This window comes from Mesorhizobium muleiense, assembly GCF_900099905.1.
GTDB lineage: Bacteria > Pseudomonadota > Alphaproteobacteria > Rhizobiales > Rhizobiaceae > Mesorhizobium > Mesorhizobium muleiense.
Genome location: NZ_FNEE01000002.1, coordinates 35,439 through 61,633 on the forward strand (window position 1 = coordinate 35,439; position 26,195 = coordinate 61,633).

The 26,195-nt window shown below is 61.6% G+C and carries 30 protein-coding genes, 1 tRNA gene and 1 pseudogene; 12 read left to right on the forward strand and 20 right to left on the reverse strand.

The annotated features are described in order from the left end of the window. Positions 1-6 precede the first annotated feature (6 nt). The 4 genes from BLT09_RS04045 (at position 7) to BLT09_RS04060 (ending at position 2,633) form a co-directional block, all read left to right on the forward strand. Positions 7-630: a thermonuclease family protein gene (locus BLT09_RS04045; RefSeq protein ID WP_091590941.1), complete on the forward strand. Its 624-nt coding sequence runs from the start codon at positions 7-9 to the stop codon at positions 628-630. A gap of 148 nt (positions 631-778) precedes the next feature. After that, positions 779-1,390, forward strand: coding sequence for a glutathione S-transferase (locus BLT09_RS04050; protein WP_091590943.1), 612 nt, complete (start codon positions 779-781; stop codon positions 1,388-1,390). 14 nt (positions 1,391-1,404) lie between these two features. Further along, the gene (locus BLT09_RS04055; protein WP_413468405.1) at positions 1,405-2,022 is read left to right on the forward strand and encodes a uracil-DNA glycosylase family protein; all 618 of its coding nucleotides are present in this window, start codon (positions 1,405-1,407) and stop codon (positions 2,020-2,022) included. A gap of 119 nt (positions 2,023-2,141) precedes the next feature. Continuing rightward, positions 2,142-2,633, forward strand: a complete 492-nt coding sequence (locus BLT09_RS04060; protein WP_006333679.1) for an Lrp/AsnC family transcriptional regulator — start codon at positions 2,142-2,144, stop codon at positions 2,631-2,633. 11 nt (positions 2,634-2,644) lie between these two features. Here BLT09_RS04060 and BLT09_RS04065 read toward each other — a convergent pair whose 3' ends face one another. From BLT09_RS04065 to moaA, 10 genes are all read right to left on the reverse strand, one after another. Next, positions 2,645-3,214 (reverse strand): DUF3299 domain-containing protein, encoded by a 570-nt coding sequence (locus tag BLT09_RS04065; RefSeq protein WP_091590945.1) that lies wholly within the window; start codon positions 3,212-3,214, stop codon positions 2,645-2,647. Positions 3,215-3,261: 47 nt separating this feature from the next. Further along, entirely contained in the window at positions 3,262-3,840 is a 579-nt protein-coding gene (locus BLT09_RS04070) for a GNAT family N-acetyltransferase (protein ID WP_091590946.1), read from the reverse strand. Continuing rightward, complete coding sequence (locus BLT09_RS04075) at positions 3,803-4,504, reverse strand: DNA alkylation repair protein (protein WP_091590948.1); 702 nt, start codon at positions 4,502-4,504, stop codon at positions 3,803-3,805. Before BLT09_RS04075 ends, BLT09_RS04070 begins: the two co-directional genes overlap by 38 nt. A gap of 8 nt (positions 4,505-4,512) precedes the next feature. Further along, the gene (locus BLT09_RS04080) at positions 4,513-5,382 is read right to left on the reverse strand and encodes an NAD(P)-dependent oxidoreductase (RefSeq protein WP_091591736.1); all 870 of its coding nucleotides are present in this window, start codon (positions 5,380-5,382) and stop codon (positions 4,513-4,515) included. 63 nt (positions 5,383-5,445) lie between these two features. Then, positions 5,446-6,279 carry an ABC transporter permease gene (locus BLT09_RS04085; RefSeq protein WP_091590950.1) on the reverse strand — a complete coding sequence of 278 codons (834 nt, stop codon included), beginning with the start codon at positions 6,277-6,279 and terminating at the stop codon, positions 5,446-5,448. Next, a complete protein-coding gene (locus tag BLT09_RS04090; protein ID WP_023801867.1) occupies positions 6,276-6,989 on the reverse strand; it encodes an ABC transporter permease in 714 nt (237 codons plus the stop codon). Before BLT09_RS04090 ends, BLT09_RS04085 begins: the two co-directional genes overlap by 4 nt. A gap of 113 nt (positions 6,990-7,102) precedes the next feature. Continuing rightward, positions 7,103-7,885 (reverse strand): ABC transporter substrate-binding protein, encoded by a 783-nt coding sequence (locus BLT09_RS04095; RefSeq protein WP_091590952.1) that lies wholly within the window; start codon positions 7,883-7,885, stop codon positions 7,103-7,105. 234 nt (positions 7,886-8,119) lie between these two features. Further along, entirely contained in the window at positions 8,120-8,629 is a 510-nt protein-coding gene (mobB, locus tag BLT09_RS04100; protein ID WP_091590954.1) for a molybdopterin-guanine dinucleotide biosynthesis protein B, read from the reverse strand. Positions 8,630-8,690: 61 nt separating this feature from the next. Continuing rightward, entirely contained in the window at positions 8,691-9,611 is a 921-nt protein-coding gene (locus BLT09_RS04105) for a DMT family transporter (protein WP_091590955.1), read from the reverse strand. Positions 9,612-9,758: 147 nt separating this feature from the next. Continuing rightward, entirely contained in the window at positions 9,759-10,754 is a 996-nt protein-coding gene (gene moaA / locus BLT09_RS04110) for a GTP 3',8-cyclase MoaA (protein WP_027151755.1), read from the reverse strand. 195 nt (positions 10,755-10,949) lie between these two features. Between moaA and BLT09_RS04115 the strand changes: the two genes are divergently transcribed. After that, on the forward strand, positions 10,950-11,303 hold the full coding sequence (locus BLT09_RS04115; RefSeq protein WP_023801862.1) for a gamma-butyrobetaine hydroxylase family protein: 354 nt from the start codon (positions 10,950-10,952) through the stop codon (positions 11,301-11,303). A 23-nt stretch (positions 11,304-11,326) separates the two neighbouring features. Here BLT09_RS04115 and BLT09_RS04120 read toward each other — a convergent pair whose 3' ends face one another. Beyond that, on the reverse strand, positions 11,327-11,755 hold the full coding sequence (locus BLT09_RS04120; RefSeq protein ID WP_091590957.1) for a nuclear transport factor 2 family protein: 429 nt from the start codon (positions 11,753-11,755) through the stop codon (positions 11,327-11,329). 157 nt (positions 11,756-11,912) lie between these two features. Between BLT09_RS04120 and BLT09_RS04125 the strand changes: the two genes are divergently transcribed. Continuing rightward, a complete protein-coding gene (locus tag BLT09_RS04125) occupies positions 11,913-12,524 on the forward strand; it encodes a pyridoxamine 5'-phosphate oxidase family protein (RefSeq protein ID WP_091591738.1) in 612 nt (203 codons plus the stop codon). Between the two features lie 5 nt (positions 12,525-12,529). Here BLT09_RS04125 and BLT09_RS04130 read toward each other — a convergent pair whose 3' ends face one another. Further along, entirely contained in the window at positions 12,530-12,982 is a 453-nt protein-coding gene (locus BLT09_RS04130) for a MarR family winged helix-turn-helix transcriptional regulator (RefSeq protein WP_091590958.1), read from the reverse strand. A gap of 47 nt (positions 12,983-13,029) precedes the next feature. On the opposite strand from BLT09_RS04130, the gene BLT09_RS04135 reads away from it, so the two are divergent. Further along, entirely contained in the window at positions 13,030-13,941 is a 912-nt protein-coding gene (locus BLT09_RS04135; RefSeq protein ID WP_091590960.1) for an alpha/beta hydrolase, read from the forward strand. Positions 13,942-13,965: 24 nt separating this feature from the next. On the opposite strand, the pseudogene BLT09_RS34810 reads toward BLT09_RS04135, so the two are convergent. Then, a pseudogene (locus tag BLT09_RS34810) lies at positions 13,966-14,044 on the reverse strand (TetR/AcrR family transcriptional regulator); the annotation flags it as partial. Between the two features lie 226 nt (positions 14,045-14,270). Here BLT09_RS34810 and BLT09_RS04140 point away from each other — a divergent pair. Beyond that, complete coding sequence (locus BLT09_RS04140; protein ID WP_091590961.1) at positions 14,271-16,163, forward strand: L,D-transpeptidase family protein; 1,893 nt, start codon at positions 14,271-14,273, stop codon at positions 16,161-16,163. A 77-nt stretch (positions 16,164-16,240) separates the two neighbouring features. Here BLT09_RS04140 and BLT09_RS04145 read toward each other — a convergent pair whose 3' ends face one another. The 7 genes from BLT09_RS04145 to BLT09_RS04175 all read right to left on the reverse strand — a co-directional run bounded on the left by BLT09_RS04145 (position 16,241) and on the right by BLT09_RS04175 (position 22,448). After that, positions 16,241-16,498: a PepSY domain-containing protein gene (locus BLT09_RS04145; RefSeq protein ID WP_027151749.1), complete on the reverse strand. Its 258-nt coding sequence runs from the start codon at positions 16,496-16,498 to the stop codon at positions 16,241-16,243. 124 nt (positions 16,499-16,622) lie between these two features. After that, the gene (locus BLT09_RS04150; protein ID WP_091590963.1) at positions 16,623-17,708 is read right to left on the reverse strand and encodes an ABC transporter ATP-binding protein; all 1,086 of its coding nucleotides are present in this window, start codon (positions 17,706-17,708) and stop codon (positions 16,623-16,625) included. 128 nt (positions 17,709-17,836) lie between these two features. After that, positions 17,837-18,712 (reverse strand): carbohydrate ABC transporter permease, encoded by an 876-nt coding sequence (locus BLT09_RS04155; RefSeq protein ID WP_091590964.1) that lies wholly within the window; start codon positions 18,710-18,712, stop codon positions 17,837-17,839. 1 nt (position 18,713) lies between these two features. Continuing rightward, complete coding sequence (locus BLT09_RS04160; RefSeq protein WP_091590966.1) at positions 18,714-19,781, reverse strand: carbohydrate ABC transporter permease; 1,068 nt, start codon at positions 19,779-19,781, stop codon at positions 18,714-18,716. A 69-nt stretch (positions 19,782-19,850) separates the two neighbouring features. Continuing rightward, positions 19,851-21,113 (reverse strand): ABC transporter substrate-binding protein, encoded by a 1,263-nt coding sequence (locus BLT09_RS04165; protein WP_091590968.1) that lies wholly within the window; start codon positions 21,111-21,113, stop codon positions 19,851-19,853. 448 nt (positions 21,114-21,561) lie between these two features. Continuing rightward, positions 21,562-21,636 (reverse strand) — tRNA-Val (locus BLT09_RS04170). Positions 21,637-21,764: 128 nt separating this feature from the next. Then, positions 21,765-22,448: a phosphoglycolate phosphatase gene (locus tag BLT09_RS04175; RefSeq protein ID WP_091590970.1), complete on the reverse strand. Its 684-nt coding sequence runs from the start codon at positions 22,446-22,448 to the stop codon at positions 21,765-21,767. Between the two features lie 151 nt (positions 22,449-22,599). On the opposite strand from BLT09_RS04175, the gene rpiA reads away from it, so the two are divergent. The 4 genes from rpiA (at position 22,600) to BLT09_RS04195 (ending at position 26,193) form a co-directional block, all read left to right on the forward strand. Further along, positions 22,600-23,328, forward strand: coding sequence for a ribose-5-phosphate isomerase RpiA (gene rpiA, locus BLT09_RS04180; RefSeq protein ID WP_091590971.1), 729 nt, complete (start codon positions 22,600-22,602; stop codon positions 23,326-23,328). Continuing rightward, positions 23,315-23,881 (forward strand): DUF2059 domain-containing protein, encoded by a 567-nt coding sequence (locus tag BLT09_RS04185; RefSeq protein WP_091590973.1) that lies wholly within the window; start codon positions 23,315-23,317, stop codon positions 23,879-23,881. The genes rpiA and BLT09_RS04185 overlap by 14 nt, the downstream gene beginning before the upstream one ends. Positions 23,882-24,025: 144 nt before the next feature. Further along, positions 24,026-25,414 (forward strand): glutathione-disulfide reductase, encoded by a 1,389-nt coding sequence (gor, locus tag BLT09_RS04190; RefSeq protein WP_091590975.1) that lies wholly within the window; start codon positions 24,026-24,028, stop codon positions 25,412-25,414. Between the two features lie 164 nt (positions 25,415-25,578). Beyond that, on the forward strand, positions 25,579-26,193 hold the full coding sequence (locus BLT09_RS04195; protein WP_139172489.1) for a hypothetical protein: 615 nt from the start codon (positions 25,579-25,581) through the stop codon (positions 26,191-26,193). Positions 26,194-26,195: the final 2 nt, after the last annotated feature.

Below are 26,195 nucleotides of genomic sequence, written 5' to 3' on the forward strand. Positions count from 1 at the left end.
TGCCATATGAGCCGTTCGTGGTCGCGGTGGCCGGGACTGCGATACGTCCCGCCGCAGCCGCGAAGCCTTTGGCGCCGGCTGGTGGACTATGCACTGGCCGTGCTTGTCCTCGGTCTGCTGATCCTTCTGGCGGCGCGCCTTGATCGGATCGAGACGCGCAAGGCTGAGGGTGCCGCCGTCGTCAATGACGGCGATACGATCACGCTCGGTACCGAGCGCATCCGCATGCGCGGCATTGATGCGCCAGAATATTCGCAGATCTGCCGCAAGGACGGCGCCGACTATCCCTGCGGCAAGCTGGCGCGGCAGTCGCTGGTACGTCTGATATCAGGCAAACCCGTCTCCTGCACCGGCTGGCAGCGCGATCGATACCGCCGGCTGCTCGGCGATTGCAACGCCGGCGGCAAGGATCTCAACCGCGCCCAGGTCGAGGCCGGCTGGGCAGTTGCCTATGGCGATTTCGAAACCGAGGAGGCCGCTGCCCGATCAGGCAAGGCCGGCATCTGGGCCGGCACTTTCGACGAGCCGCACGACTGGCGCGAGAGCCGCGATCACGACGTGGTCGAAAGAAAGCACGGTCGCTTGGCTTCGATCGGCGATGGCTTACGAGAAATTTTTCGCTTCTGGTGATGGTCAACCCTATAGTTGTCGCAACAGACGTGACCAGAGCGACGTGCGTCTATTCGGACACACAAGCCATGCGCTAAGATTTTAAACTTCGCATCGTGCTTTCCGGAAATCGATTCCGGTTGTCGGGCCGATGCGAAAGGAGGATGGGATGAAACTCTTCGACGGCGGCCGGGCGCCCAATCCACGGCGAGTTCGCGTCTTCCTCGCCGAAAAGGGGCTTGAGGTTCCGCTGGTGCCCGTCGACATGGGCGCGCTGGAGCACAGAGAGCAGCCGGTCAGTTCGCGCAACCCGCTGCAGCGTCTGCCGGTGCTCGAACTCGACGACGGCACCGTCATCACCGAATCCGTCGCCATCTGCCGCTATTTCGAGGAACTGCACCCGGAACCGGCGTTGTTCGGCCGCGGCGCGCTCGGCAAAGCGCTGGTCGAGATGTGGCAAAGACGGATGGAGCTCAACTTGCTTAATTGCGTCAGCGCCGCGTTCCGACACGTCCATCCGGCGATGAAGGAATGGGAAATTCCGCAAATTCCCGAATGGGGCGAGGCCAACAAGCCGAAAGCCGTTGCATTCCTGAAACTCCTCGACGACGAACTGGCGAACCGCGAATTCGTTGCCGGCGACGCCTATTCGATCGCCGACATCACCGGGCTGATCGCCATCGACTTCATGAAGCCGGCGCGTATCAAGGTGCCGGAAGACTGTGCCAACGTGCTGCGCTGGCATCAGGCGATCTCCAGCCGGCCGAGCGCCGCCGCCTGAGAATGGCCCCAGGCATGAGTGAAGAGCTGGAAAACTTCGCGGCGAGGGTGCGCGCCTGCCGAATCTGCGTCGAAAACCCGGTCGGCCGGCCGCTGCCGCATGAGCCGCGCCCGGTGCTCAGGCCGTCGTCGAGCGCCCGTATCCTGATTGCCAGCCAGGCACCGGGCACCAAGGTGCATATGTCAGGCATGCCGTTCACCGACGCCTCCGGCGATCGGTTGCGGGACTGGCTGGGCGTCAGCAGCGAAGAATTCTACGACACGACAAAATTCGCCATCGTGCCGATGGGCTTTTGCTTTCCCGGCCAGGATGCCAAGGGCGGCGACCTGCCGCCGCGCCGCGAATGTGCAGCGACCTGGCGTGCGCCGCTGATGGCGCTGATGCCGCATATCGATCTGGTGCTGACGATCGGCATCTATGCGCAATCCTGGCACATGGGCGCCGCGCGCCGGCCCTCGCTGACCGAGACGGTGATGGATTGGCGCACCATCTGGGATGCGCCCACCATCCCGAAAGTGCTGCCGCTACCGCATCCGTCGTGGCGCAACACCGGCTGGCTGAAGCGCAATCCGTGGTTTGAAATGGATTTGCTGCCGTTTCTGAGATCGGAAATCCGCTATCGCCTCGGCTGACGCGTAAGCAAGAAATCACTCGCTTTTGCGCCATCTGACAGAATTTCTTTCTTGTGAATGGCCCAAATAAGAAGGACTATAGCCAATCTATTCCTGATCTATCCCGTGGGAGCACCCAAATGGACCGCCTTGACAGAAAAATCCTCCGCCTCTTGCAGGAGGACGCGACGCTCGCGGTCGCCGATGTCGCCAAGAAAGTCGGACTGTCGACCACGCCCTGCTGGCGGCGCATCCAGAAGCTCGAGGAGGAAGGCGTCATCAAGCGGCGCGTCGCCATCCTCGATCATGAAAAGGTCAATGTGCGTGTCACCGTGTTCGTGTCGATCCGCACCAATTCGCACAGCCATGAGTGGCTGCGGCGCTTTTCGGAGGTCATCCAGGAATTTCCGGAAGTGGTCGAGTTCTACCGGATGAGCGGCGACGTCGACTATCTCTTGCGCGTGGTGGTGCCCGACATCGCTGCTTACGACGCCTTCTACAAGCGGCTGATCGCCAAGATCGAGATCCGCGACGTCTCGTCGTCGTTTGCCATGGAACAGATCAAATACACGACAGAAATGCCGCTCGACTACATGGTTCTGGACAAGGAATCGGGCGCCAACGCGGCCTGAGGAGTTTTCGCTTAGTTCTTCTTTTTGTTGAGGAAACTCCACGGCGAGTTTGCCGGTAGCGTGATCGTGTCCGGCACGAGATCGACATCCGTCACCTCCGCCTTGCGTACGGTGTAACCCGACTGGATCACGCTGACACCGTCGAGGATGAAGAGCTGACTTTTCTCCATGCCAGGCTCCAGCGCGCCGGTCACGGCAACCGGCTGATAGGCTTGCGACATTCTGTAGGGGCGGGCGGGCGTGACGAGGACGATCTGATTGGGCGGCGGCGTCGGCATGTGGCTGCACGCCCCTGTCCACGGCACCAGCAGGAACTGATAGACGAGATCGCCGTCCCGATCGAGCGGCAGCGCGTAGCCCGCCAGTTGGATGGCCTTGTCTCGCAAATTGACAGACAGCGTCTCGCCACGGTCAGGCATTTTTGCCGCGACCATCGGCAATCCGACACTTTCGGCAGCGGGCTGGGTCGCCGGGCGCAGGTCCTTCCAGAATATGCGCGCCGTTTCGGCGGCAGCGGTGGCAGCCACTATGGAAATCAGCACGGCCGCCAGCGCCGCTGTCGATTTGAAACGATTGCTCACCGTGTGCTCTCCATTTGACAGGAGTAAAGCTGCCGTCGCCGACAGCGTCAACGTTCGAGCCGCATCACATGCCGGCGCGAGCCGGCCATGCCGATCTCGTGGAATCCGCGGGCCACGAACATCTCTCGAAAGCCCATGAAACGGTAGCTCGGCGATGCCTGGTCGACCGGATAGGCCTCGATGGTCCTGGCGCCTTTGGCGAAGGCGTGATCGATGGCCGCGTCGAGCAGGGCGCTTGCCAGTCCACGGCCGCGCGACGCCCTCGGCACATAGAAGCAGACGATCGACCATACGCCCGCCTCGCTGTCGTCCTGCTCCTGCGATAGCTTGCGATAGGTCTCGCGTGGCGCCACGGAGCACCAGCCGACGGTCTTGCCTTCGGCATGGGCGACGATACCGACCGGCGTGCCGGCTTCGATGAGCGCCAGCATGGCCCGTCTCCTCTCATCGTTGGACGCTTGCTCGCGGTTTTCGAGGTGGCGCCAGGCCATGCACCAGCAATATTTCGGGCCGCCAGGCTGCTCGAACAGGTTCTCGAAATCGGCGCGCGTGGATCGCGTCACCTCAGTAAAGCGGATCTGGCTCCAGTCAGCCTTTTCTGGCGAGCCGCTCGAGCGTCTTGGCATCGGAAAGCTCCCTTGCAGCGTCCTTGCCGATCCAGCGCGCCGTCTTGTCGGTCGATCCGGCCAGCTTCTGTGCCAGGGCAAGGGCAGCGCCGTGCAAACTCATCGATCGCTTGCCTATAGAGCGAAGCGCCCAGTTCACCGCCTTCTTCACAAAATTACGGTCATCGCCGGCGTGCGCTTCGATGATCGGCAGGAAGTCGAGGAAGGTCGCCTCCGGCTCCGTCTTCCGGTGGACGACCGACCAGGCCATCATCGCAAAAGCCGTGCGTCGAACGAACTCCCGGTCATCGGCGGCAAACTCTTCTATCAGTTCCTTCCAGCAATCCGTGTCGACAAAGAGATCGGAGACGCCGTCGACGATATCCCACGAGTCGAAAGTCGCCGCCCATCGTCTTGCATCCGCGCCAGAAAACCGCTTCGGATCGGCTGTGACGGAAGCGATGAACTGCGCTTCCATTATGCCCGACTGCCACAGTTCGAAGGCACGCTCATGGTTGCGCTTGATTTTCCTGGCAATCTGCCTCTGCACGCCATGCGGGATTCCGAGCGCACGTTCGATCTTAATGCCGTAGCGCAGCATGCCAAGGCGGTTCTCCTGCGAGCCGATCGAGCGCAGATGGGTGACAATCTCCTCGGCGCTGGAGTGAGGCGAAAGCTCGGCCACGACAAAACCTACTTCTCCAGTCGCGCCAGCAGCGAAGACGTGTCCCAGCGTTTGCCGCCCATCGCCTGCACATCCTTGTAGAACTGGTCGACAAGTGCCGTCACCGGCAGCTTGGCGCCGTTGCGGTCGGCCTCCGCCAGGCAGATGCCGAGATCCTTGCGCATCCAGTCGACGGCGAAGCCGAAATCATATTTGCCGGCATTCATCGTCTTGTGGCGGTTCTCCATCTGCCATGAGCCGGCCGCGCCCTTGGAGATCACCTCGATGACCTTTTCGATGTCGAGCCCGGCCTTCTTGCCGAAATGAATGCCTTCGGCCAGCCCTTGGACAAGGCCGGCGATGCAGATCTGGTTGATCATCTTGGTGAGTTGGCCGGAGCCGGCCGGGCCCATCAGCCCGACCATGCGGGCATAGGCATCGATGACAGGCTTCGCCTGCTCGAAGGCTTTCTGCTCGCCGCCGACCATGACTGTCAGGACGCCGTTGTCGGCGCCGGCCTGGCCGCCGGAGACCGGTGCATCGAGGAACGAAAAACCGCGAACTTGCGCCTTCTCCGCCAGTTCGCGCGCGACTTCAGCCGAGGCCGTGGTGTTGTCGATGAAGATGGCTCCCTTCTTCATCGACTGGAACGCACCCTCGGCTCCAATCGTCACCGCGCGCAAATCATCGTCATTGCCAACGCAGCAAAAGACAAAGTCCTTGCCGTCGGCGGCCTCAGCCGGCGTGTCGGCAACACTGCCGCCATGCTGGGCAACCCATTGCTCGGCCTTTGCCTTGGTGCGGTTGTAGACGGTGACGTCGTGACCGCCCTTGTTCCGGAGATGTCCGGCCATTGGATAGCCCATGACGCCAAGACCGAGAAATGCCACCGATGCCATGTTTTCGAATCCCTTCAATCCTGTTTTCCGGCCTTCTTAGCGGATCAGGCAAAGCGATGGGAGTCAGCGTTGCAGATGGATCGTAATGCGCCGTTCGATCCATTCGACTGCGTGGCGCAGCGTTTCGACAATGATCAGATAGATGATCGCCGCCCAGACATAGGACTGGAAGTCGAAAGTCCGCGAATAGGTGAGCTTCGTGATGCCCATCAGATCATAGACGGTGATGAGGGCTACGATGGCCGAGCCCTTGATCATCAGGATGATCTCGTTGCCGTAGGGACGCAGCGCCACGATCAGTGCCTGCGGCAGGATGATCTTCCACATCGTCTGCAATTTGTGCAGGCCGAGCGAGGCGGCGCCCTCCCACTGGCCCCTGGGGACGCTCTCGATTGCGCCGCGCAGGATCTCAGCCTGATAGGCTGCTGTATTGAGGGTGAACGAGAAAATGGCGCAGTACCAGGCTTCGCGAAAAAAGCCCCAGAGGCCGACAGCTTCAAGTGCCGGTCGAAACGAACCCACTCCATAGTAGATAAGAAAGACTTGGGTCAGGAGCGGAGTGCCGCGGAAGAAGTAGACGTAAGCGTAGGCAAAGCTGGACAGGGTCCGGTTCCTGGACATCCGCGCGTAGGCGACAGGAACTGAAAGGACGGCTCCCAACCCGATCGACACAGCGACAAGCGTGAGAGTCACGCCCAGGCCAGAGATGTAGCCCGGGGCGTATTTTTGGAAGAGTTCGGAATTCCAAGCCTCGACCAAGTATACAATCATGCCGATGCCGAGCACGATCCAGAGACCGACCAACGCATATCCCAATACACGTTGCCGGGACCAGCCGCGCGGGATTGCCGGCGGTTTTTCGACCTTGGTCGCCACGTCGGCCGCTGCCGCACTCATCGTTGCACCTGTTGTCGGCCAACCCTGCGTTCAATGGCATTGATGCCGAAAGACGATATGATGGCGAGGAGCAGATAGATAAGGGCCGCAAATCCATAGAAAAGGAAGGCGTGCTTGGTCACGCGGGCAGCAACACCGGTCTGCCGCAGAATATCGGCAAGACCAATCGCCGAAACTAACGCAGTGTCCTTGAGCAAGATAAGCCACAGATTGGCAAGACCCGGCAGGGCGATGCGGATAAGCTGCGGCAGCACCACCAGTCGCATCGTCTGCCCGCCCGACAGGCCAACCGAATAGCCGCCCTCATACTGTCCCTTCGGGATGGCGCGGAATGCCGAGAGGAAGACCTCGCTGGCGTAGGACGAGAAGACGACGCCGAGCGCGATCATGCCGGAAACAAAAGCATTCACTTCGACCGCGGCGGTCGGGTCGTACAGGCGCATCAATTGCTGGATGCCGATTTGCGCGCCGTAAAAGATCATGAACAGGGTCAGCAGCTCAGGCAATCCACGAAAGATCGTGGTGTAGATATTGCCGGCCAGCCGCAGTGACGGTTCGTTGGATTGCTTGGCCAGTGCGACCAGAAAGCCGATCATCAGACCGACAGGCAGGGTCGCGGCTGCAAGCAAAACGGTGATGAAAACACCATAGGCGATGTCGTCGAGCCAGCCTTCGGGTCCCCAACTGAGCAGCGTCCAAACGCTTTGCATCCGCCTGCCTGTTCTCCTCTATGCTTTTTTTGAGAGCGCGGCGTCAGCCCTGGCGCGCCGCGCCTTGCGCAAACGGCGGGGATGTCCCGCCGTTCGCCGTCAACTCGGAAGGATCAGGACTCGCCGCCGTAGACGTCGTACTTGAAGTACTTGTCGTTGATTTCCTTGTACTTTCCGTTGGCGCGGATGGCGTCGATCGCCTTATTGAACTGATTGACCAACGCGGTATCGCCCTTGCGTACCGCGATGCCGGCGCCCGGACCATGGATCTCGATGTCGGGCGTGATCGCGCCGATCAGCTTGCAGCAGGCGCCGTCCGGCGTGGCAAGCCAGCCTTCGATGACAGTGATGTCGTCGTTGACCGCATCAACGCGGCCATTGGCGAGATCGAGCTGGTATTCCTGCGCGGTCGGGTACGGCTTGATTGTGCTGTCGGCATAAGTCTTGGTTGAATAATTGAAGTGGGTGGTGGACGCCTGCACGCCGATCGTCTTGCCTGCCAGGTCCTCTTTGGTCACGCCTTTGATATCGCTGTCCTTGGGCGCGGCGATCGCCGGCGGCGTGTTGTAGTATTTGTTGGTGAAGTCGACCTTCTCGGCACGCTCCGGCGTAATCGACATCGAGGCAACGATGGCGTCGAACTTGCCGGCCTGAAGCGCCGGGATGATGCCGTCCCAATCCTGCGCGACGAAAGTGCACGTCACCTTCATCTCGTTGCAAAGCGCCTTGGCGATATCGATGTCGAAGCCCACGAGCTGGCCATCAGCAGTCAGGTTGTTGAACGGCGGATAGGCTCCCTCCGAGCCGATCCTCAAGGTTTTCTCCTGAGCCTGGGCAACGCCCAATGTCAGCAGCGCCGCCGATGCGGCGAGCGCTATACGCAGTGCAGTACGCATGGTAGTCCTCTCTGTATGTTCCCGGCCGTCGTTCTAAACGGCTCTGTGGGCGGTTCTGTTGACCGCCCGCTGGCGCGATACTCCCATTCTTTCCCAAGAAAAAGCAACTGTAAAACCGTTGCTTGCGGGTTTCGCATTGCCGGACAATGCTGACGTTGCGGCAGGCAAACAACCGAGGAAAACAGGGGGGCAACGAGGAAACAGGGGGCGGCCGATGCTTCTTCGGCAGTACCCTCAGCGCGTCAAACCTGTCGCGCGCTCGATGAAGTCGGCTATCGATCTGGTGTCGTCGAGATCGAAGACAGGCAGGCTTTCGTCGGCTATGGCGAAGTCGGCGGCGATGGCGACGATCTGCGGATCATTTGCCGAAAGCGGTGCCCAGTCCTTGGCCTCCATCCGCCGCGTCTCGATCTTGCTGTGCGCCTCGCGCTTGTAGCCTTCGACCAGCACGATGTCGGCCGTGCCGAGCCGCGACAGGATCGCATCCAGCGTCGGCTCGTCCTCGCCGCGCAATTCGTGCATCAGCGCCCAGCGCCTGTCCGACACGATGGCGACTTCAGTGGCCCCGGCCTGCCTATGGCGAAAACTGTCCGCCCCCGGTTTGTCGATGTCGAAGGCATGATGGGCGTGTTTTACCGTCGAGACTTTCCAGCCACGCCGGACGAGTTCGGCGACCAGCTTTTCGGTCAGTGTCGTCTTGCCGGAATTCTTCCAGCCGGTGATACCGAAGACGCGTCTCATCATAGCTTCATGCTCTGCAACATACCCTCGACACGGACAAGGTCACTCGTGGCGAACGGCAAGCCTATATGCCGTCCGGCGCCATATCAGGTCCAGCGCTTTCGGCGGCTGTCTTGCGCCGGCCGACGATCCGTTCGCGGTAAAGTGCGTAGAGGCCGGAGCCGACGATGACGCTGGCGCCGAGGATCATCGGCAGGTCGGGGACGTCGCCGAAGACGAACAGGCCAAGCAGGATCGACCAGAGCAGGGCCGTGTAGCGGAACGGCGCGATGAACGAGATGTCGCCCATCCGCATCGCCATGATGATGAACTGGTAACCGATGACCACGAGCACTGCCGCCAATGCCAGGAACGCCGTGCTTTCACCCGTCATCGGTGTCCACCCGCCCATTGGCAAAAGCAGCGCCGCGCCGAGCATTGTCATGGCGAGTGCCGTGGTGGTCGACACCAGCAATGTCGGAATGGCTTGCGGTATCCGCTTGGTGGCGAGGTCACGCACCGCACAACAGGCGACACAGGCCAGCGCCAGCAGCGAATAGATGCTGAACCCCTCGAAGCCGGGCCGCACGATGATCAGCACGCCGGCAAAGCCGATGGCGATAGCCAGCCAGCGACGCCAGCCGACGCCTTCCTTGAACACAAGTGCTGCGCCCATCGTCACCGCCAGCGGCAGCGCCTGCAGCACGGCCGAGACATTGGCAATCGGCAGATGGGCAAGGGCGATGAGAAACGACGCAGTAGCGCCGGCTTCGCCGATCACGCGTATCGCCACCATCGGCTGCAGCATCGAGCCGGGCAGGGCAAGCGCACCGCGTTGCCAGGCAAGCAGGCCTACGAAAAGCGAAGCGAAGGCGCCGCGGATCAGCATGACCTGCGCCATGTTCATGGATTCCGACGCGACTTTGGTGATCGCGTCGTTGAGGGTGAAACCACTCATCGCCACCACCATGAACAGTGCACCGCGAAGATTTGGGGAAAAAAGCAAAGGCGTTACCACTGTGGTCCTGCATCAAGCCTCTACCAGCCGGCGGCAAGACAGCAACGTCAAAGGGCTGGTCCACGGCCTTCGGCGGCTCGCTGCAACCTCCTCGCAACAGCGGCAGGATTTATTTCGGCGGTGCGACCAGGAAGATCAGCCGCCGGTGACGCTCATGTGCCGCGATACCGACGGACGGTTGGTGCGGCGGTCGATGATGAAATCATGGCCCTTCGGCTTGCGGCCAATGGCTTCGTCGATGGCGTCGGCGACCAGTTCGTTGCCTTCGGATGCACGCAACGGTGCGCGCAGGTCGGCGGCATCCTCCTGGCCGAGGCACATATAGAGCGTGCCGGTGCAGGTCAGCCGGACGCGGTTGCAGCTTTCGCAAAAATTATGCGTCATCGGCGTGATGAAGCCGAGCCTGCCACCGGTCTCGGCGACGTGGACGTAGCGGGCCGGGCCACCGGTCTTGTAGGGGATGTCGGTCAGCGTGAACTGCCGCTCGAGTGCTGCGCGCAGCAGCGACAGCGGCAGATACTGGTCGGTGCGGTCGGCGTCGATCTCGCCCATCGGCATGGTTTCGATGACAGTCAACTCCATGCCGCGGCCGTGCGCCCAGCGCAGCATCTCGGGCAGTTCGGCGTCATTGAAATCCTTCAGCGCCACCGCATTGAGCTTCACCTTCAGTCCCGCTGCCTGCGCGGCGTCGATGCCATCCATGACCTTGTCGAGATTGCCCCAGCGGGTAATCTGACGGAATTTTTCCGGGTCCAGCGTGTCCAGCGAGACGTTGATGCGCTTGACCCCGCAATCGGCGAGTTCAGCGGCAAAGCGCGAAAGCTGCGAGCCGTTGGTGGTCAGCGTCAATTCTTCCAGAGCGCCGCTTTCGAGATGACGCGAAATCTGACGCACAAGATGCATGATGTTCTTGCGCACCAGCGGCTCGCCGCCGGTAAGACGCAGTTTCCTGACGCCCTTTTCGATGAAAACCGTGCATAGCCGGTCGAGTTCTTCCAGCGACAGCAAATCCTTCTTGGGAAGGAACGCCATGTCCTCGGCCATGCAATAGGTGCAGCGGAAGTCGCAGCGGTCGGTGACTGAAACGCGCAGATAGCTGATCGTGCGACCAAAAGGATCGATCATGTCCATGCTGGTGCGTTTCCCGTGGTTGCGAACGGCATCGTTATATATGGCTATGTGATACGATCCAACCTGCCATTCAAGACAAGAAGTTTCGATCCTGGCAACATCGCGCCGACAGATCGTGTCGGAAGTTTCGAAGCGGCCTTTTCCCGCTGCGCGAAGCGGCGTAGGGAAAGGACAGATGATGCGGAACCTATCACCATGACGGCGCCGAAGGAACTCAGGGTCTCGAAGGACCGCAGGCTGCTAACCGTGACGTTCCCTGGCCATCAGCCGTTCGAGCTGCCGGCGGAGCTTTTGCGGGTGGCCTCGCCATCCGCCGAAGTGCAGGGCCATTCGCCCGAACAGCGCGTGACCGTTCCCGGCAAGCGCAACGTTGCGATCCTGAAGATCGAACCGGTCGGCAACTATGCCGTCCGCATCACCTTCGACGATTTCCACGATACCGGCATCTTCACCTGGAACTACCTGCATACGCTGGGTCATGAGAAGGACGCACGCTGGGCCGCCTATCTTGCCGAGCTGGAAGAGAAGGGGCTAAGCCGCGATCGTTGAATGGTTCGGGCGGGACGCTCCGATCAACGCAGGATCGCCAGTATTTCGCTGGTGTCGTAATAAAACGGCGTGCCTTCGATCAGCCGGTCATCCTTGAAGCGCAAGACTTCGGCAAATGGCTGTTTGATGGTTGCACCATTGGCCCGCGATGTCAGCGCAAGTGTGCAGCTCATGAATACCATGTCATCGTTTTGGGCGGCCTGAAGGCTTTCCACGGTCACGTCGCTCCAGATTTCCCGCATCTTGCGAAAAAGGGCGCCAACGCCGTCGAGGCCATTCCAGTCGCCGGCATAGGGCAGGGACTGCGGCTCATGCACGACAACTTCCGCGTGAAACGCGCTGGCAAGGATATCGAGGCTCTCCGACCCTGATTGCAGGAAGCGCATCTCAGCCTCGAACATATTTTCGAGAAGTTTCAAGGCGGTACGTCGCCGATCGAAGGGTTTATCCATTTTCCGTCTCCGTTTCAGGATCGTGCTATCAACGTGGCTTACCCCTTAATATTGGGGGGTCGACACCCGTTTCCAGACGGTCGAAATGAGGTGCAGCACGTGTCGTCAAGACGTCACGGAATTGGAGTAGCGGCTGCGGATGCTCGGAGGCGAAAACATGTCCGTCATCACCACGGTCGAACAGCTCGAAGCGCTCTATGGCCTGCCCGGCGAGACCTCGCTGGTCAAGGAACTCGACCATGTCATTCCCGAATACGCCGCCTTCATCGAGGCCTCGCCTTTTGCCGCGCTCGCGACCAGCGGGCCGGAAGGGCTGGATTGCTCGCCGCGCGGCGATCTCGCCGGCTTCGTCCGCATCCATGATCCGAAAACCCTGATGATGCCGGACCGGCGCGGCAACAACCGTGCCGATTCGCTAAAAAACATCATTCGCGATCCGCGCGTCGGCCTGTTGTTCCTGGTCCCAGGCTGCGGCACCACGCTGCGCGTCAACGGTCGCGCCCACATCACCACGGATGCCGCGCTGTGTGCCTCGTTCAGTGTCGACGGCCGACCGGCGCGTTCGGTCACGGTCATCGATGTCGATTCGGTCTATTTCCAGTGCGCTCGCGCCGTCCATCGGTCGGAACTGTGGAACCCGGCGAGGCATGTCGACCCGAAGTCGCTGCCGACACCCGGAAAGATCCTGGAAATCACCAGCCGGAAAGGCATCGACGGCGAGGCTTACGACAGGGAATGGCCGGAGCGCGCGAAAAAGTCGATGTGGTGAGCGGGTCACGCCTCCTTGAGCACGTCGGCAATTTTGCGCATCTGCTCGCCGATCATGTCGCATTGCTCCGGCGTCGACTGGCTCATCGCTTTCTCGATCAGCGCCATATGAACCTTCAGCGCCTGCATCAGCAGTTCCGTGCCGGCTTCGGTCAGGGTCAGGCGCAGCACGCGCTTGTCCTTCTGATCGCCTTCGCGGCGCAGCAGGCCGCGTGTCTCGAGTTGCGGCAGCAGCATGGTGATGTTGGAACGGCCGACCAGCAGCCGGCGGGCGAGATCGTGCTGCGACATGCCGGGATGGCGGTAAAGATTCATCAGCACGTCGAGCTGCGCCGGCTTCAGGTCCAGCGGCGCAAGCTTCACTGCCAGCGTGCGCTCCAGGACATGGCAGGCGCGCGCCACCGCGACCCAGTTGCGAAAACGCGGGTTGTCCCAGGGCAGCTCTTGTTTAATGTTCATGTTTGAACTATTATGTTCATGCTTGAACGAATGGATGGATCGCCACTATGGCATCATTTGGATTGAAGGTCATCCGGGGCGTGTTTGCCGCCACCGAACATGTGGCTCCCCGCCTTACCGGGCGCGCGGCATTCGAACTGTTCTGCCGCACGCCGAACGCCAAAATTCTCAGCAACGGCGAGCGACGCGCCGTCGAACGCGCCGCCGGCTTCATGGCCGAGGCGCGCCATCATCGGCTGAAGACCAAAAACGGCTGCGTCATGGTGCATGAATTCAGGCCAGAGCCGGGCAGGCGGGCTGCCGGCACGGTGCTCGTCATCCATGGCTGGCGTTCGCGCACCGAATATATGCGCACGCTGATCGAAGCCTATCGTGACGCCGGTTACAAGGTTGTCTCGCTCGACCTGCCGGGCCACGGCCAATCGCAGGGCCGCCGGCTGACATTGGTCAGCGCTGTCGAGGCCGCTCGGCTGACCGGCGAGTGGTTCGGCCCGTTCGTGGCGGTCGTCGGCCATTCCTTCGGCGGCGCCGTCGCCGCCAATGCCGTCGCCGGTTCGGTCAAGGCCATTCCGCCGCTGCCGGCCGGGCGGCTGGTGCTGATCGCGGCGCCGAGCTCACTGCCTGCGATCTTCAACGATTTCAGCCGCATGCTCAGTGTCGGCCCACGCTCGCAGGCCGCCATGGCCGACCGGGTCGAACGCATCGCCGGCCGACCGCTGCACGAATTCACCGGCGACCGTCAGCTTGCCGGCACGCCGGTGCCAACGCTGGTCATCCATGCGCCGGACGACCGCGAAGTGTCCGCCGACCATGCAAGGCTCTATGCCGGCGCCGGCGACCATGTGCGGCTGTACTGGGCCGACGGGCTCGGCCACCGCCGCATCCTCGCCGACAAGGGCGTGGTCGAGCGTGCGGTCGGCTTCGTTGCCGAACACCGGCAGCCGGTATCGCTGCATTAACACCGGCGGCTTCGACCTGCGTGCAGAGATTGAGCGCTTCGAGGAAGAGCGCTTCCTTGCAGCCGAATGCGTAGAGGCCGGGCGCGCTGATTCCCATCGCCGCGGCGGCGTCGCCTGACCCGAGCGCTATTTGCTGGAACCGGAGCGGAGCCAATTCGTTTCGGGTTGCCACCGTTGTGAAACTGTTCTGCAACAGACCTTATGAAATTTATGAAAGCTTAACGAAATCAGTATGAATCGGTGTAGTCGCGCCCTACATCCATGATGCGGTGGCGAGACCGTCAAGCGATGCGGAACGGGAGCCGGCTGCAGCCGGAGCGGGTGATTCCATGAAATTCCTCGGAAACAAAGCAACCGTGATGCCGCTTGCGGCGGTCGCGGCAATGCTGGCCTTCGGCGTGCCGCAGGCAGACGCGCAAGGGTTTTTCGAGAGGCTCTTCGGCGGTGGTGTCAGGCATTCGCCGCGAGGTGATTACCCCCTGCCGCCATCAAGGCAGAGGCCGAAATACAAGCCATATGCGGCAGCGCCCGCTGCCTCTCGGATTCGCAGCCCGTCCTATTACACCTACAAGAGCGATCCGCTCGTGCGCGTCGACTTCTCGACGCTGACGGCAGCGCCGGAGCCGGCAATGCCACAGGACGCCGCATTCCAGCCATCTTCCGCCACCGGCGCTGCCTTCCGCGAAGCGATTGCCGGACTGGACGATTACGAGCTCTACGCCGAGAAGGACATCGCCAAGGCGCTCGTCGCCTATTACGCGGCCAATCCGGATTTCATCTGGGTGACGTCAGCCAATGCCAACAGCCGCGCGCAAGATGCGGTGCGGGTGCTTGGCGAGGCGACGAGCTATGGCCTCACGCCGGCCGACTATACGGTTGAAGTGCCTGCCGCCGGCGCATCGACCGGCAGCGCCGATGCGCGGCTAAAGGAACTCGTCCGCTTCGAGATGGCGCTGTCAGCGCGCGTCTTGCGCTATGTCCGCGACGCGCACAGTGGCCGCGTCGATCCCAATCGCATCACCGGCTACTATGATTTCCCGGCCAAGCCGCTCGACATGGAAGGCGTGCTGAAAACGCTGACGCGCACCCAGCAAGTGCGCACCTATCTCGAATCACGGCATCCGCAGAACGCCGAATACCAGGCGCTGCGCGTCGAACTGGAATCACTTCAGGCCAGCGCCGACGACGAGATCGTCGTCGATCCCAAGCTGTTGCTGAAGCCGGAAGAGACCAGCCCCGAACTGCCGAAGCTTCTGGCGAAGATCGCGCGCAATCTCGACGACGAGATGGGCGGCGCCTATGGCGAGATATTGGCCAGGCTCGCCACCAGCGAGGTCTATGATCCGGAACTGGTGCCGGTCATCAAGGCGGTTCAGAAAAAGGCTGGCATGAAGGGCGACGGCGTCATCGGTCCGCGCACCGTCGCGGCGCTGGTCGGGACGTCCAAAGCCGACAAGATTCAAAAGGTGCAGGTCGCGCTGGAAGAGTTGCGCTGGCTGCCATCCGATCTCGGCAGCCCGCGTGTCTTCATCAACCAGCCGGCGTTTACCGCGAGCTATATCGAAAATGGCGAGGAGAAGCTGAAGACCCGCGTCGTCATCGGCAAGACCACCAACCAGACTTCCTTCTTCTACGACCAGCTCGAGCAGGTCGACTTCCATCCCTATTGGGGCGTGCCGCAGTCGATCCTCGTCAACGAGATGCTGCCCCGGCTGCGCAGGGACCCCGGCTATCTCGACCGCGCCGGCTACGAAGTGGTCAATGCGCGCGGCAAACGCATTCCGTCCTCCTCGGTCAATTGGGGCGCCTATGGCGCAAAAATACCTTATGGCGTGCGCCAGCTGCCGAGCGAGGCCAATGCGCTGGGCGAACTGAAGATCCTGTTCCCCAACAAGCACGCCATCTACATGCACGACACGCCGCAAAAGACGTTTTTCCAGCGTGACATGCGCGCGCTCAGCCATGGCTGCGTTCGCCTGCAGGATCCGCGCGGCATGGCGGCGGCCGTGCTCGGCACCTCGGTCGATGACATCGCGGAGAAGCTGAAGCACGGACATGCGACGGAGAAGGTAGCGCGCAGGACCCCGGTCTATGTCGCCTATTTCACCGCCTGGCCTGATATGTCCGGCAAAGTCGAATATTTCAGCGACGTCTACGACCGCGACGCGCGGCTGCAGCAGGCGCTCGACAGCACGCAAGCCGTTCGCTCGCCGGCGATCTGAGGACACTACCGCGGGGGAAAGCGGGCGCCCGAACCCGGCCGCGCCGCCATGAGTGTTCGCCGAGCTGGAGTGGCGATCTATTTGGGCTCGGCTGTCACCGGATCGTAGGTGATTTCGACCTTCGCCTTGTCGGTCGTGTAATAAGTAACGGTGTAGGCGCCGCTGTCCCAGGCGACCTCGTCGACGTAGCGAAAGTCGTCGCGCTGCTCGACCTTGGCGATTATCTCCGACAGTTTCCTGGCATTCTGCGGCGGCAACGGACTTCCGTCTGCGGCAAGGGCCGGTTCACCGAAAAAGAGAACTACGACGCCTGTCGCCAAAACAAGTCTGAACATGGCTTTCCCTCGCTTCTCGCAAAAGTAGAAACTCGCGGCCATGCAGGTTTGTTCCGGGCAGGTTTGTTCCGGGTTCCGGAATGGACACAAGCGAATTGCGCCGACGCATTGTCGTTTGCTCATGCTAATGCGTCTGCAACTCACCTTCGTCGGGGAAGAGGTGGGCCAAGGCCGTGTCGAACGTGAGCTCCAGAGCGTCACCCGGTTCAAAGACCTTGTCTTCATTGAAGGCGGCAATGAGTTCGCTGTTATCGCGAAGGGTCAGGTCGACGACCGTCTCGCTGCCCAATCGCTCGGCATGTGCCACGATGCCATGCAGCAAGCCTTTTCCTGATTGCACCGGCCGCAGGTGCTGCGGACGGACACCCAGGATGGCCTTGCCGTCTTTCCGGAAGGCGCGCCTTCTGGTCGCTACCCTGATCGGCTCCAGGGATTGGTTGCCAACCATTGCCGCTTCGCCATCGAGGGCGAGGACGTCGACGTTCAGGAAATTCATCGACGGCGCTCCGAGAAAGCCGGCTACGAACCTGTTGGCCGGCTCGTGATAGAGCTCCATCGGCGCTCCGATCTGCATGACTTGACCGTCCTTCAGCACGACGATCCTGTCAGCCAGCGTCATCGCCTCGACCTGGTCGTGGGTGACATAGATCATTGTTGTGCCCAGTTGCCTGCGCAGCCGGCCGATTTCCATGCGCATGTCCATGCGCAGTGCGGCGTCGAGGTTGGAGAGCGGCTCGTCAAACAGGAATACGGCCGGTTTCCGGGTGATTGCGCGCCCGATGGCGACGCGCTGGCGCTGGCCGCCCGAAAGCTGACTTGGCCGACGGTCGAGCAAATGTTCCATTTGCAGGATGCGTGCGGCCTCGGCCACCTTCTGCTGCTTTTCCTGCCTGGAAGCGCCCGCGATCGTAAGGCCGAACGCGATGTTCTCGCGCACGGTCATGTGCGGAAAGATGGCATAGCTCTGGAACACCATCGCAACACCGCGTTGCTTGGGCTGCAGCGGGTTGACCACCCGGCCTCCGATCTCGAGGGTGCCTTCGGTTATGTCCTCGAGTCCGGCGATCATGCGCAGCAACGTGGACTTCCCGCAGCCCGACGGTCCAACAAAGACGACGAACTCGCCGTCGTTGATGTGGATATCGACGCCTTTGATGATTTCGACGCGACCGAAGGATTTCTTGACGCCCTTGAGTGAGACCTCAGCCATGAGCGATGGCTCCCGTTTCCTGATTCATGTGCGGCAATTCGGGGTCTCCGATCGATTGGTCGGCCTTGAGGAATGGGGCTGACCGGCCGTCCCAGATCCACTGGCGTTTGAGCGCGAGAGCCATGCAGTCAGCCCTTCACGCCGGTCGAGGCGATCGACGCGATGAAGGCGCGCTGCAGCAACAGGTAGAAGACCAGCACAGGGACGGTGATAAGGGTGAGATAAGCCATGACTTCGCCCCAGGCGACGTTGAGTTGAAAGAAGTAGCCGAGGCCGACCATGACCGGGCGATAGCCTTCCTGCTGCACCACGATCAGCGGCCAGAGATATTGGTTGTACATGACGAGGAATTTCAGGATGGCGGCAGTCGCCAGTACCGGCCCTGAAAGCGGCATGACGACGCGATAGTAGACCTGCCACCAATTCGCGCCCTCCACCCGGCCTGCCTCGATCAGTTCGCCCGGCAGCCCTTTGAAATACTGCACGAACAGGAAGATCGTCAGTCCGTCGGCGATCCACGGGATGATCTGCACCCGGTAGGTATTGAGCCAGCCCCAATGCAGCCCATCAAGCCCGATCCAGGGCAGTTTCGAGACCAGGAGCAGGAGCGGGATAGCGATGGTCTCGAAAGGGATGATCAGCGTCGCGATGACGATCGAGAGCAGGACATCGCGCCCCTTCCACCGCAGGAAAGCAAAGGAGAACGCGGCCAGCGAACAGATCAGCAGCGAGAGAAGGACGGTCACCCCGGTGACCAGAACCGAGTTTAGGACGAACAGGCCGACAGGCGCCCGCCGGAACGCACCAAAATAGTTGTTGAGGCTGATGTCCCCGACGGGCAGGAATGCACGCAGGCTGGAAGTGTCCGCGAGAAGCTGACTGTCCGGCTTGAAGCTCGAGTTGATCATGAACACGAGCGGAAAGACGAAGATCAGCGCGATCAGGCACAGCACCAGATAGCGGACGAACAGCCTGAGGCCGTAATTGTCGGGATCGAAGGCCATCCTAACGCTCCCGTGTCAGCCAGCGCTGGATGAGTGAGATCGCCAGCACGATCGCGAACAGGATGACCGAGATGGTCGAGCCGCCGGAGATGTCCTGCTTGCCGTAGCCGCGCTCGACCGCCTGGAAGACGAGGGTCTGGGTGCTGTCGAGCGGACCGCCACTGGTCATCACGTCGATCTGGGCGAAAAGCGCGAAGCCCTGCATGGTGATCACGACAAGGACAAGCACGGCGATGTTGCGCAGGCCCGGCCAGGTGACATAGCGGAAGGTCTGCCATCTCGAAGCCCCCTCGATGGCGGCGGCCTCGTAGAGCGTGGGGCTGATCGTCTGCAACCCCGCCAGCCAGATGACCATGTGGAAGCCGACGGCCTGCCAGATCGACATGGCCATGACTGCGGGCAGCGCCGTCGAGGGATTGCCCAGCCAATCGACGGGCTGGAAGAGGCCGAAGGTGAGGGCCTGGAGGATGCTGTTCAACAGCCCGTTCTGGCCGTCATAGATGAACCGCCAGAGGAGCGAGACCACGACGATGGAGACCACCACCGGCATGAAGTAGATGGTCCGGAACAGGTTGATGCCCCTGACCTTGTGGTTGATCAGCAAAGCAAGCATCAGCGCGAGGCTGCCCTGTACCGGCGCCACGACCAGGACGAACAGGAAGGTGTTTACCAGCGCCTTCATGAACACAACGTCGCTGGCGATGACGATCATGACGTTTTCGCCGGACTGCCAGCGAAACCACTCGCGCATGCCGCGATACTGAGGATAGTCGTCGCTACGGGTGATCTCGCGCAGGCGCGGATACTGGATTTCGCCGGCCTCGTTTCGGATCGTTTCGCCAGCATCGTCGCGCTCTGGCTCGAGGGTCACCACCGCAAGGCCCAGGAGCTGCTGATAGTTTTCCAACCCGACGAACTGGGTGGGATTCGGCGACAGCAGCCGCTGATTTGTCAATGACAGACCGATCGCGAAGAAAAACGGCAGGACGATGAATGTAAAGATGAGTGCGAAGCCCGGCAGGGCGAATGTCCAGCCCGCCCGGTTCGACAGGGTTAATTTCGACGCCATTTGCGGTATCCGCCCAGCAAGCCACAGAGGGTGGAGTCCGCGGCTGGCGAGGACCCCGGCGCGACAGAACTAGCGGTGACCGTAGCCACCATTGCTTTCGATGTCGGCGTCGATCTCGTCGACCGCCGCGTCAAGCGTGTCGGCCACGTCGGCGCCATTGGCGATATCGGCCAGTGCCTTGGTGAAGACCTTGGCCTGGACCACGTAGCCCGGGGTGACCGGGCGCACCAGGGCTTGTGCCTTGGAGAGGTCGAAGAACACCGCGAGCGGGCCGCCATCCTTGTAGTTCTTCGTCATCTGCGCCGCCGAGGGCGTCGGCGGGATCAGGCCGATGCCGTCGGAGAAGGCGGCCAGGTACTTGTCCTGCGCGGCGAACTTGATGAACTCGGCAGCGCCTTCCGGATGTTTTGACTTGGCCGACACGCCGAATTGCCAAGATCCCGCGCCGATCTTGTTGCCGGCGCCGAAATCGGGGGCTGGAAGGAAGACAACGTCATCCACGGCTTCCATCGTTGCCACCGCGCGCCAGTTGCCGTTCCACTGGAAGGCGAACTTGCCGCCGATGAAACCGGTCTGCTGATCGGCCGGGTCCTCGCTGGTGCCAGGCGCATAGCCTCCGGTAAACAGCGCTTGCCACCACTTGCCGAACGCCTGCGCAGCCTCGCCGTTCAGCGCGCCTTCCGCGGTCTTGTAGGTCGAACGGTCGACAATGTCGCCGCCGAAGCTCTGCAGGAACGGCGAGAAGGCGTAGGAATACCACTCGGCCTGGTCGTTCATGCCGAGATCAAGGGCGAATTCATACTTGCCGGAGGCCTTGGCAGCGTCGAGCGCGGCCATGAATTCCTCGCGCGACCAAGGCTTGTCGAGGGTCGGGGTGCGCAAGCCCAATTCATCCAGCGTCGATTGGCGTGCAAAAAGCGCCACCGCCGCCTCCCACAGACCGACCGAATAGAGCTTGCCATCCCACACGCCTTTGGCGCCGGGCAGGAAGTCGGCGAACTCGCTCTCGTCGATCGGCAGCGGCTGCAGATAGCCGGCCCAGGCCCAATTGGGCATGACGGGCCCGTCCACATCCAGGATGTCGGGCAGGTTGCCCGCCAGGGCCGCCGCCGCGACGGAATCATTGTAGCTCTTCTCGGGGAAGCTCTCGATGGTCACCGTCCAGTCGGACTGGCTGGTGTTGAAGTCGGAAATAATCTGGTTGAGGATTCGCGACTCCACCTCATTGCCGGCGCCGTGATACCACATGGTCAACTTGGTCTGCGCCAGCGCAGGCGCACACAGACAGGTCGACGCGATCACCACACCGGCAAGGTGTTTTGTCAGGTTCATCGGTTATTCCTCCCTTTCGACTTTAAGGTCGCCGGCTGGATCCAAGGTCGAGGCCGCCAGGACAGCGGGCCGGGAAGCCAGCGCTCAGTTTCGGGTCGGCCGCTACGGGCCCTTGATGGGGTCCAGCAATGTTCGCGGAAGCCGGACGCATTTGCAATTGCGCAGTTTCACCTAATCGGAGCAGGAGGTCGACGGCGACTTCCCTCGTCAGTTCGCGGGCCACTGAGATAGCAGTTCACCTAGGACGATTTTGTCCTGCGTCAACTTTCTCCCGGCCGCGTTCAATGTGCAGCTTGAGCGATTCCAAGGGTAGACAGGGCCTTGTGATGTGTCCCCGGCTGCCTGGCGAATCGCATGAACCGGGTCATGGCAAACCTTGCGATGAGGCGGAAGTTCGAAGCGTAGGCGGCTCCGAAGCGGATGGTAACTTTGTACGGGAAGCGGGTATTGGTGGGCGATGCAGGGATTGAACCTGCGACCCCACCCGTGTGAAGGGTGTGCTCTCCCGCTGAGCTAATCGCCCGCTCGTTGCCCGAAGGCCAAGCGCGCCGCGATATAAGGGAGGCCGGCCGGGGAAGTCAAGGCGATGTGCTGGCGTTCCGACGAGGACCGAATGCAGGCCCGCCGGGAGCGGTCCGGTCGCCGTCGCGCTCAGTGCCCGGCAGCTGCAATCAGGCGTTCGGCCAGACCAAGCGTCAGCGCATCGAAATGCGAGATCACCGCCGAGGGTTCGAATTCGCGCACATGGCGGTCGGTGTAGCCGAAATCCACTGCCACCACGGGAATGCCGGCCGCCTTCGCCGTATCGATGTCGGTCTGCGAATCACCGACCATCAGCGCGCGGTGCGGATCGCCGCCGGCGAGCACGATGGTTTCGGTCAGATGGCGCGGGTCGGGCTTGCGGAACGCAAACGTGTCCTGACCGCAAATCGCCGCGAAATGCTTCGCCAGGTCGAGCGCCTCGATCAGCGCCACCGAGTTGGCTTCGTATTTGTTCGTGCAGACAGCCAGGAGATAGCCGGCTGCCTCGAATCGGGCGATCGCCTCGACGACGCCGGGGTAGGGGCGCGATTTGCCCGGGATGTTGTCGGTGTAATGATCGAGGAACAGTTTTAGCAATCGGTCGTGTTCCTCTACCACCAGCGATCTCTGCTGCGCGGCGTGCGCGCGCTCGATCATCACCCGGCCGCCATGGCCGACGAAGCGCTTGAAGCCGGCCTCGTCGACGGCTGCGAGTTCGCTGGCGGCAAGGCTGTGGTTGAGGCTGTCGAGCAGGTCCGGCGCTGTGTCGACCAGCGTCCCGTCGAGGTCGAACACGATGATCGGTCGGGTCATGGCATGTCCTGTGACGATTGCGCTGCCTGCAGGCGATAGCCGCTGCAGCCCATCCAGGCAAGCCGTGCCGGCTCAATCCACAGGGCAAAGTCTTTGACCGGACGGGCAAAGATGCTAGGAGCGCCGAAACAAGCGAAATCCGGGGCAAAGCATGGATGCGAGGCAACTGAAGGTCGAGGCCGCGCGGGCGGCACTTGCCCATGTCAGCGATGGCATGCGGCTTGGCATCGGCACCGGCTCGACGGCCGAAGAGTTCGTTCGGCGGCTCGCCGAAAAGGTCGCCACCGGCCTTACCATTATCGGCGTGCCGACCTCGGAGCGCACCGCCACCCTCTGCAGCGAGCTTGGCGTGCCGCTTTCGACGCTGGAAGAAACGCCCGAGCTCGACCTTACCATCGACGGCGCCGACGAGATCGATCCGGAGCTGACATTGATCAAGGGCGGCGGCGGTGCGCTGCTGCGCGAAAAGATCGTGGCGGCGGCTTCCGCCCGCATGATCGTCATTGCCGACCGTTCGAAGATGGTCGAGACGCTTGGCCGTTTTCCACTGCCGATCGAGGTCAACCCGTTCGGCCTGCGTGCCACGGAAATCGCCGTCGCCGCGGCAGCCGGAAGGCTCGGCCTTTCCGGCCCCGTCACATTGAGGATGACGGGAAGCCAGCCTTTTGTTACAGACGGCGGCCATTTTATCCTCGATGCATCTTTTGGCCGCATTCCGGATACAAGAGCGCTTTCGAATGCTCTCCATGCCATTCCGGGCGTGGTCGAGCATGGTCTTTTCATCGGGCTGGCATCAGCGGCCATCATAGCCGGCGACGGCGTCCAAACCGTCCATGCCGCCCGAAAACCAGGGAGTTCTACCGATCATGACGTTGCATAACCGGGTTCGCCGTTTTTCTGCAATTCTGGCAGCTTCGGCCGTCTTTGCGTTTTCATCGCCGGCGTTCTCGCAGGACGTCAGCGAAGGGCATCTGAAGGCGGCCCGCGCCGCAGTCGCGGCGATCGACGCGACGGACCCGTTCGACAACATCCTGCCGCAGGCCGCCGCCGCGCTTCAGCAGCAGCTTATCCAAAAGAACCCGGACATGCAGGAGTTGATCGGCAGAACGGTTAGCGAAAAGGCTCTGGCGCTGGCCTCGCGCCGCGCCGATCTCGAGAAGGAAGCGGCCCTGGCCTATGCCAAGGTATTTTCTGAAAAAGAGCTTACCGAAATCGCCGCTTTCTACAATTCCGATACCGGCAAGAAACTGCTCGACAGCGGCCAGGCCGTGACGCGTGAGCTGCTCAAGGCCGCCGAGATATGGCAGAACGGCCTCGCTCGCGATCTCGCCCAGCAGGTCGGCGAAACGCTGGCCGCGGCGGCAAAGGCCACAGCACCGTCAAATGCCGCGGCTCCTGCTGATGGCACGCAGCCGGAAGCACCGAAGAACTGAGCCTGTTTCCGGCGGCGTCATCGCTGCTGGACCGGAAAGCCCGCCTCCGTTGCGCGTCCGACAGGATGGGCTGCGTCCGGGCTTTTCTTTTGGCGGTTTGCAGCCTACCTGTCTCAGACATTTTGAAGGGCAAGGAGCCGCGCCATGGCCGTCTATGACTACGATCTTTTCGTCATCGGCGGCGGCTCCGGCGGGGTGAGGGCGGCGCGCGTGGCGGCGGCACTCGGCAAGCGCGTCGGCATCGCCGAGGAATACCGCTATGGCGGCACCTGCGTCATCCGCGGCTGCGTGCCGAAAAAGCTCTATGTCTATGCCTCGCAATTTCCCGAGCACTTTGCCGACGCCGCCGGTTACGGCTGGACCGTGCCGCAGGCGAGCTTCGACTGGCAGACACTGGTTGCCAACAAGGATCGCGAGATCAGCCGGCTGGAAGCCATCTACAGGAAAAATGTCCAAGGCGCCGGCGGCGAGACGTTTCAGTCACGCGCCATGCTGGTCGATCCGCATGCGGTGCATCTTCTCGGCGAGGACCGCACCGTCACCGCCGACCAGATTCTCATCGCCACCGGCGGCCGCCCGGCACCACACCCGGCTCTGCCCGGCCATGAGCATTGTATCTTTTCCAACGAGGCCTTCGATCTCAAGGAATTGCCTGACGCGATCATGATCGAGGGCGGCGGCTATATTGCCGTCGAATTCGCCAACATCTTTCACGGCCTCGGCGTCGACACCACGCTGGTCTATCGCGGCAAGGAGATCCTCTCCCGCTTCGACATGGATCTCAGGCGGATGCTGCACGAGACGATGGAAAAGAAGGGGATAAAAATCCTCTGCCATGCCGTGTCCGAATGGGTCAGGAAGCGTCCCGACGGGCGCCTCGACGCAGTCGTCACCGGCGGCAAAGTGCTGACGGTCGATCAGGTCATGCTCGCCATCGGCCGTCTCCCCAACACCGAAAACATGGGGCTTGAGGGCGTCGGCATCGAGATGACCAGGACCGGCGCTATCCATGTCGACCAATATTCGCGCACCAGCATCGACAACATCTGGGCCATCGGCGACGTCACCAACCGCGTGCAACTGACGCCGGTGGCGATCCATGAGGCGATGTGTTTCGTCGAGACCGCCTTCAAGGGCAACCCGACCGCGCCCGACCATGAAACGATCGCCACCGCGGTGTTCTCGCAGCCCGAGATCGGCACGGTCGGCCTGTCGGAAGACGAGGCCATAAAGCGTTTTTCCGACGTTGAGGTCTACCGCGCCAGCTTCCGGCCGATGCGCAACACGCTGTCGGGCCGCGACGAAAAGATGCTGATGAAGCTGGTGGTCGACGGCGCCTCGAAAAAGGTGCTCGGTGCCCATATCCTCGGGCCTGATGCCGGCGAGATGGCGCAGCTTCTCGGCATTCCGCTGAAGGCCGGGCTGACCAAGGATGACTTCGATCGCACGATGGCCGTGCACCCGACCGCGGCGGAAGAACTCGTCACCATGTACAAGCCGACCTACCGGGTGAGGGACGGCGAGCGCGCCTGACGTTTTTCCCGTTTCGTCACCAACGGAGCATGCACGAAGGCAATGGTGCAGCGCCACTCGAGCGCAATTTCAGATCACCAATCCGCGACAAGATTGACCGCGATAGTGCCGGCAGGGTCTTTCCAAGTTAAGATGGAGCACCGAGCGAGATTCGAGCTGAGCCAGTGAATACGATTCCAGAGGTTGTGACGCATAACTACGATCCGGAAGGCGTCTTCCTCTCGAATCTATGCGATTTGCCTCTGGCCGAAGCAGAGCAGATCCTGCAACGCATCCGGGATGCGGGCAAGCGGCCCATTAAGGCAAATTATCTTGGTAGACGGCTCAAAACAGAGGCATGGCTGATCAACGAGAGGCGACAACTCTTAGGGCAAACTCGACGGAATAGACCGATCTACTTCTTTCTCGGTGATTTCGCAGATGGCCAAGACCTCTCTCGGCCATGCTCCATGGTGATGCCGCTTGCCGAGTTTCCTTCAGACGTGCTCACTTTCACCTATCCCGATAGCATGGCCAGCCTGCCTATTGCGACCCATGACGACCATCGGCCTGAGCGGCAACCATACCACGGACAGGTGTTCACGTTGCTTCAGATCAAGCGAGTAGTCCAAGATTTCGGAATGCCCGGCGAGCGTTGGAGGACAGATCACCTACGGCGCTATGATCGCTTCATTGAAGTCCAGGTCTGGGACGAAAGACCTATTTTGGAATTCTTGAGTAATGCAGGGATCGCAGCAAGCTGTCCGGCCAGGGGGCAAACTGCCCCCACAGGCCGTTAGCT

Bases quoted from the DNA above. Each gene is read 5' to 3' on its own strand.
- BLT09_RS04085 (WP_091590950.1), bottom strand. From the start codon at position 6,279: ATGAGTGCGGCAGCGGCCGACGTGGCGACCAAGGTCGAAAAACCGCCG.
- mobB (WP_091590954.1), bottom strand. From the start codon at position 8,629: ATGATGAGACGCGTCTTCGGTATCACCGGCTGGAAGAATTCCGGCAAG.
- BLT09_RS04070 (WP_091590946.1), bottom strand. From the start codon at position 3,840: ATGCCAAGACGCTCGAGCGGCTCGCCAGAAAAGGCTGACTGGAGCCAG.
- BLT09_RS04090 (WP_023801867.1), bottom strand. From the start codon at position 6,989: ATGCAAAGCGTTTGGACGCTGCTCAGTTGGGGACCCGAAGGCTGGCTC.
- BLT09_RS04055 (WP_413468405.1), top strand. From the start codon at position 1,405: ATGAGTGAAGAGCTGGAAAACTTCGCGGCGAGGGTGCGCGCCTGCCGA.
- BLT09_RS04115 (WP_023801862.1), top strand. From the start codon at position 10,950: ATGACGGCGCCGAAGGAACTCAGGGTCTCGAAGGACCGCAGGCTGCTA.
- BLT09_RS04150 (WP_091590963.1), bottom strand. From the start codon at position 17,708: ATGGCTGAGGTCTCACTCAAGGGCGTCAAGAAATCCTTCGGTCGCGTC.
- BLT09_RS04120 (WP_091590957.1), bottom strand. From the start codon at position 11,755: ATGGATAAACCCTTCGATCGGCGACGTACCGCCTTGAAACTTCTCGAA.
- rpiA (WP_091590971.1), top strand. From the start codon at position 22,600: ATGGATGCGAGGCAACTGAAGGTCGAGGCCGCGCGGGCGGCACTTGCC.
- gor (WP_091590975.1), top strand. From the start codon at position 24,026: ATGGCCGTCTATGACTACGATCTTTTCGTCATCGGCGGCGGCTCCGGC.
- BLT09_RS04130 (WP_091590958.1), bottom strand. From the start codon at position 12,982: ATGAACATTAAACAAGAGCTGCCCTGGGACAACCCGCGTTTTCGCAAC.
- BLT09_RS04175 (WP_091590970.1), bottom strand. From the start codon at position 22,448: ATGACCCGACCGATCATCGTGTTCGACCTCGACGGGACGCTGGTCGAC.
- BLT09_RS04155 (WP_091590964.1), bottom strand. From the start codon at position 18,712: ATGGCCTTCGATCCCGACAATTACGGCCTCAGGCTGTTCGTCCGCTAT.
- BLT09_RS04080 (WP_091591736.1), bottom strand. From the start codon at position 5,382: ATGGCATCGGTGGCATTTCTCGGTCTTGGCGTCATGGGCTATCCAATG.
- BLT09_RS04095 (WP_091590952.1), bottom strand. From the start codon at position 7,885: ATGCGTACTGCACTGCGTATAGCGCTCGCCGCATCGGCGGCGCTGCTG.
- BLT09_RS04145 (WP_027151749.1), bottom strand. From the start codon at position 16,498: ATGTTCAGACTTGTTTTGGCGACAGGCGTCGTAGTTCTCTTTTTCGGT.
- moaA (WP_027151755.1), bottom strand. From the start codon at position 10,754: ATGGACATGATCGATCCTTTTGGTCGCACGATCAGCTATCTGCGCGTT.
- BLT09_RS04125 (WP_091591738.1), top strand. From the start codon at position 11,913: ATGTCCGTCATCACCACGGTCGAACAGCTCGAAGCGCTCTATGGCCTG.
- BLT09_RS04160 (WP_091590966.1), bottom strand. From the start codon at position 19,781: ATGGCGTCGAAATTAACCCTGTCGAACCGGGCGGGCTGGACATTCGCC.
- BLT09_RS04165 (WP_091590968.1), bottom strand. From the start codon at position 21,113: ATGAACCTGACAAAACACCTTGCCGGTGTGGTGATCGCGTCGACCTGT.
- BLT09_RS04140 (WP_091590961.1), top strand. From the start codon at position 14,271: ATGAAATTCCTCGGAAACAAAGCAACCGTGATGCCGCTTGCGGCGGTC.
- BLT09_RS04135 (WP_091590960.1), top strand. From the start codon at position 13,030: ATGGCATCATTTGGATTGAAGGTCATCCGGGGCGTGTTTGCCGCCACC.
- BLT09_RS04045 (WP_091590941.1), top strand. From the start codon at position 7: ATGAGCCGTTCGTGGTCGCGGTGGCCGGGACTGCGATACGTCCCGCCG.
- BLT09_RS04185 (WP_091590973.1), top strand. From the start codon at position 23,315: ATGACGTTGCATAACCGGGTTCGCCGTTTTTCTGCAATTCTGGCAGCT.
- BLT09_RS04050 (WP_091590943.1), top strand. From the start codon at position 779: ATGAAACTCTTCGACGGCGGCCGGGCGCCCAATCCACGGCGAGTTCGC.
- BLT09_RS04060 (WP_006333679.1), top strand. From the start codon at position 2,142: ATGGACCGCCTTGACAGAAAAATCCTCCGCCTCTTGCAGGAGGACGCG.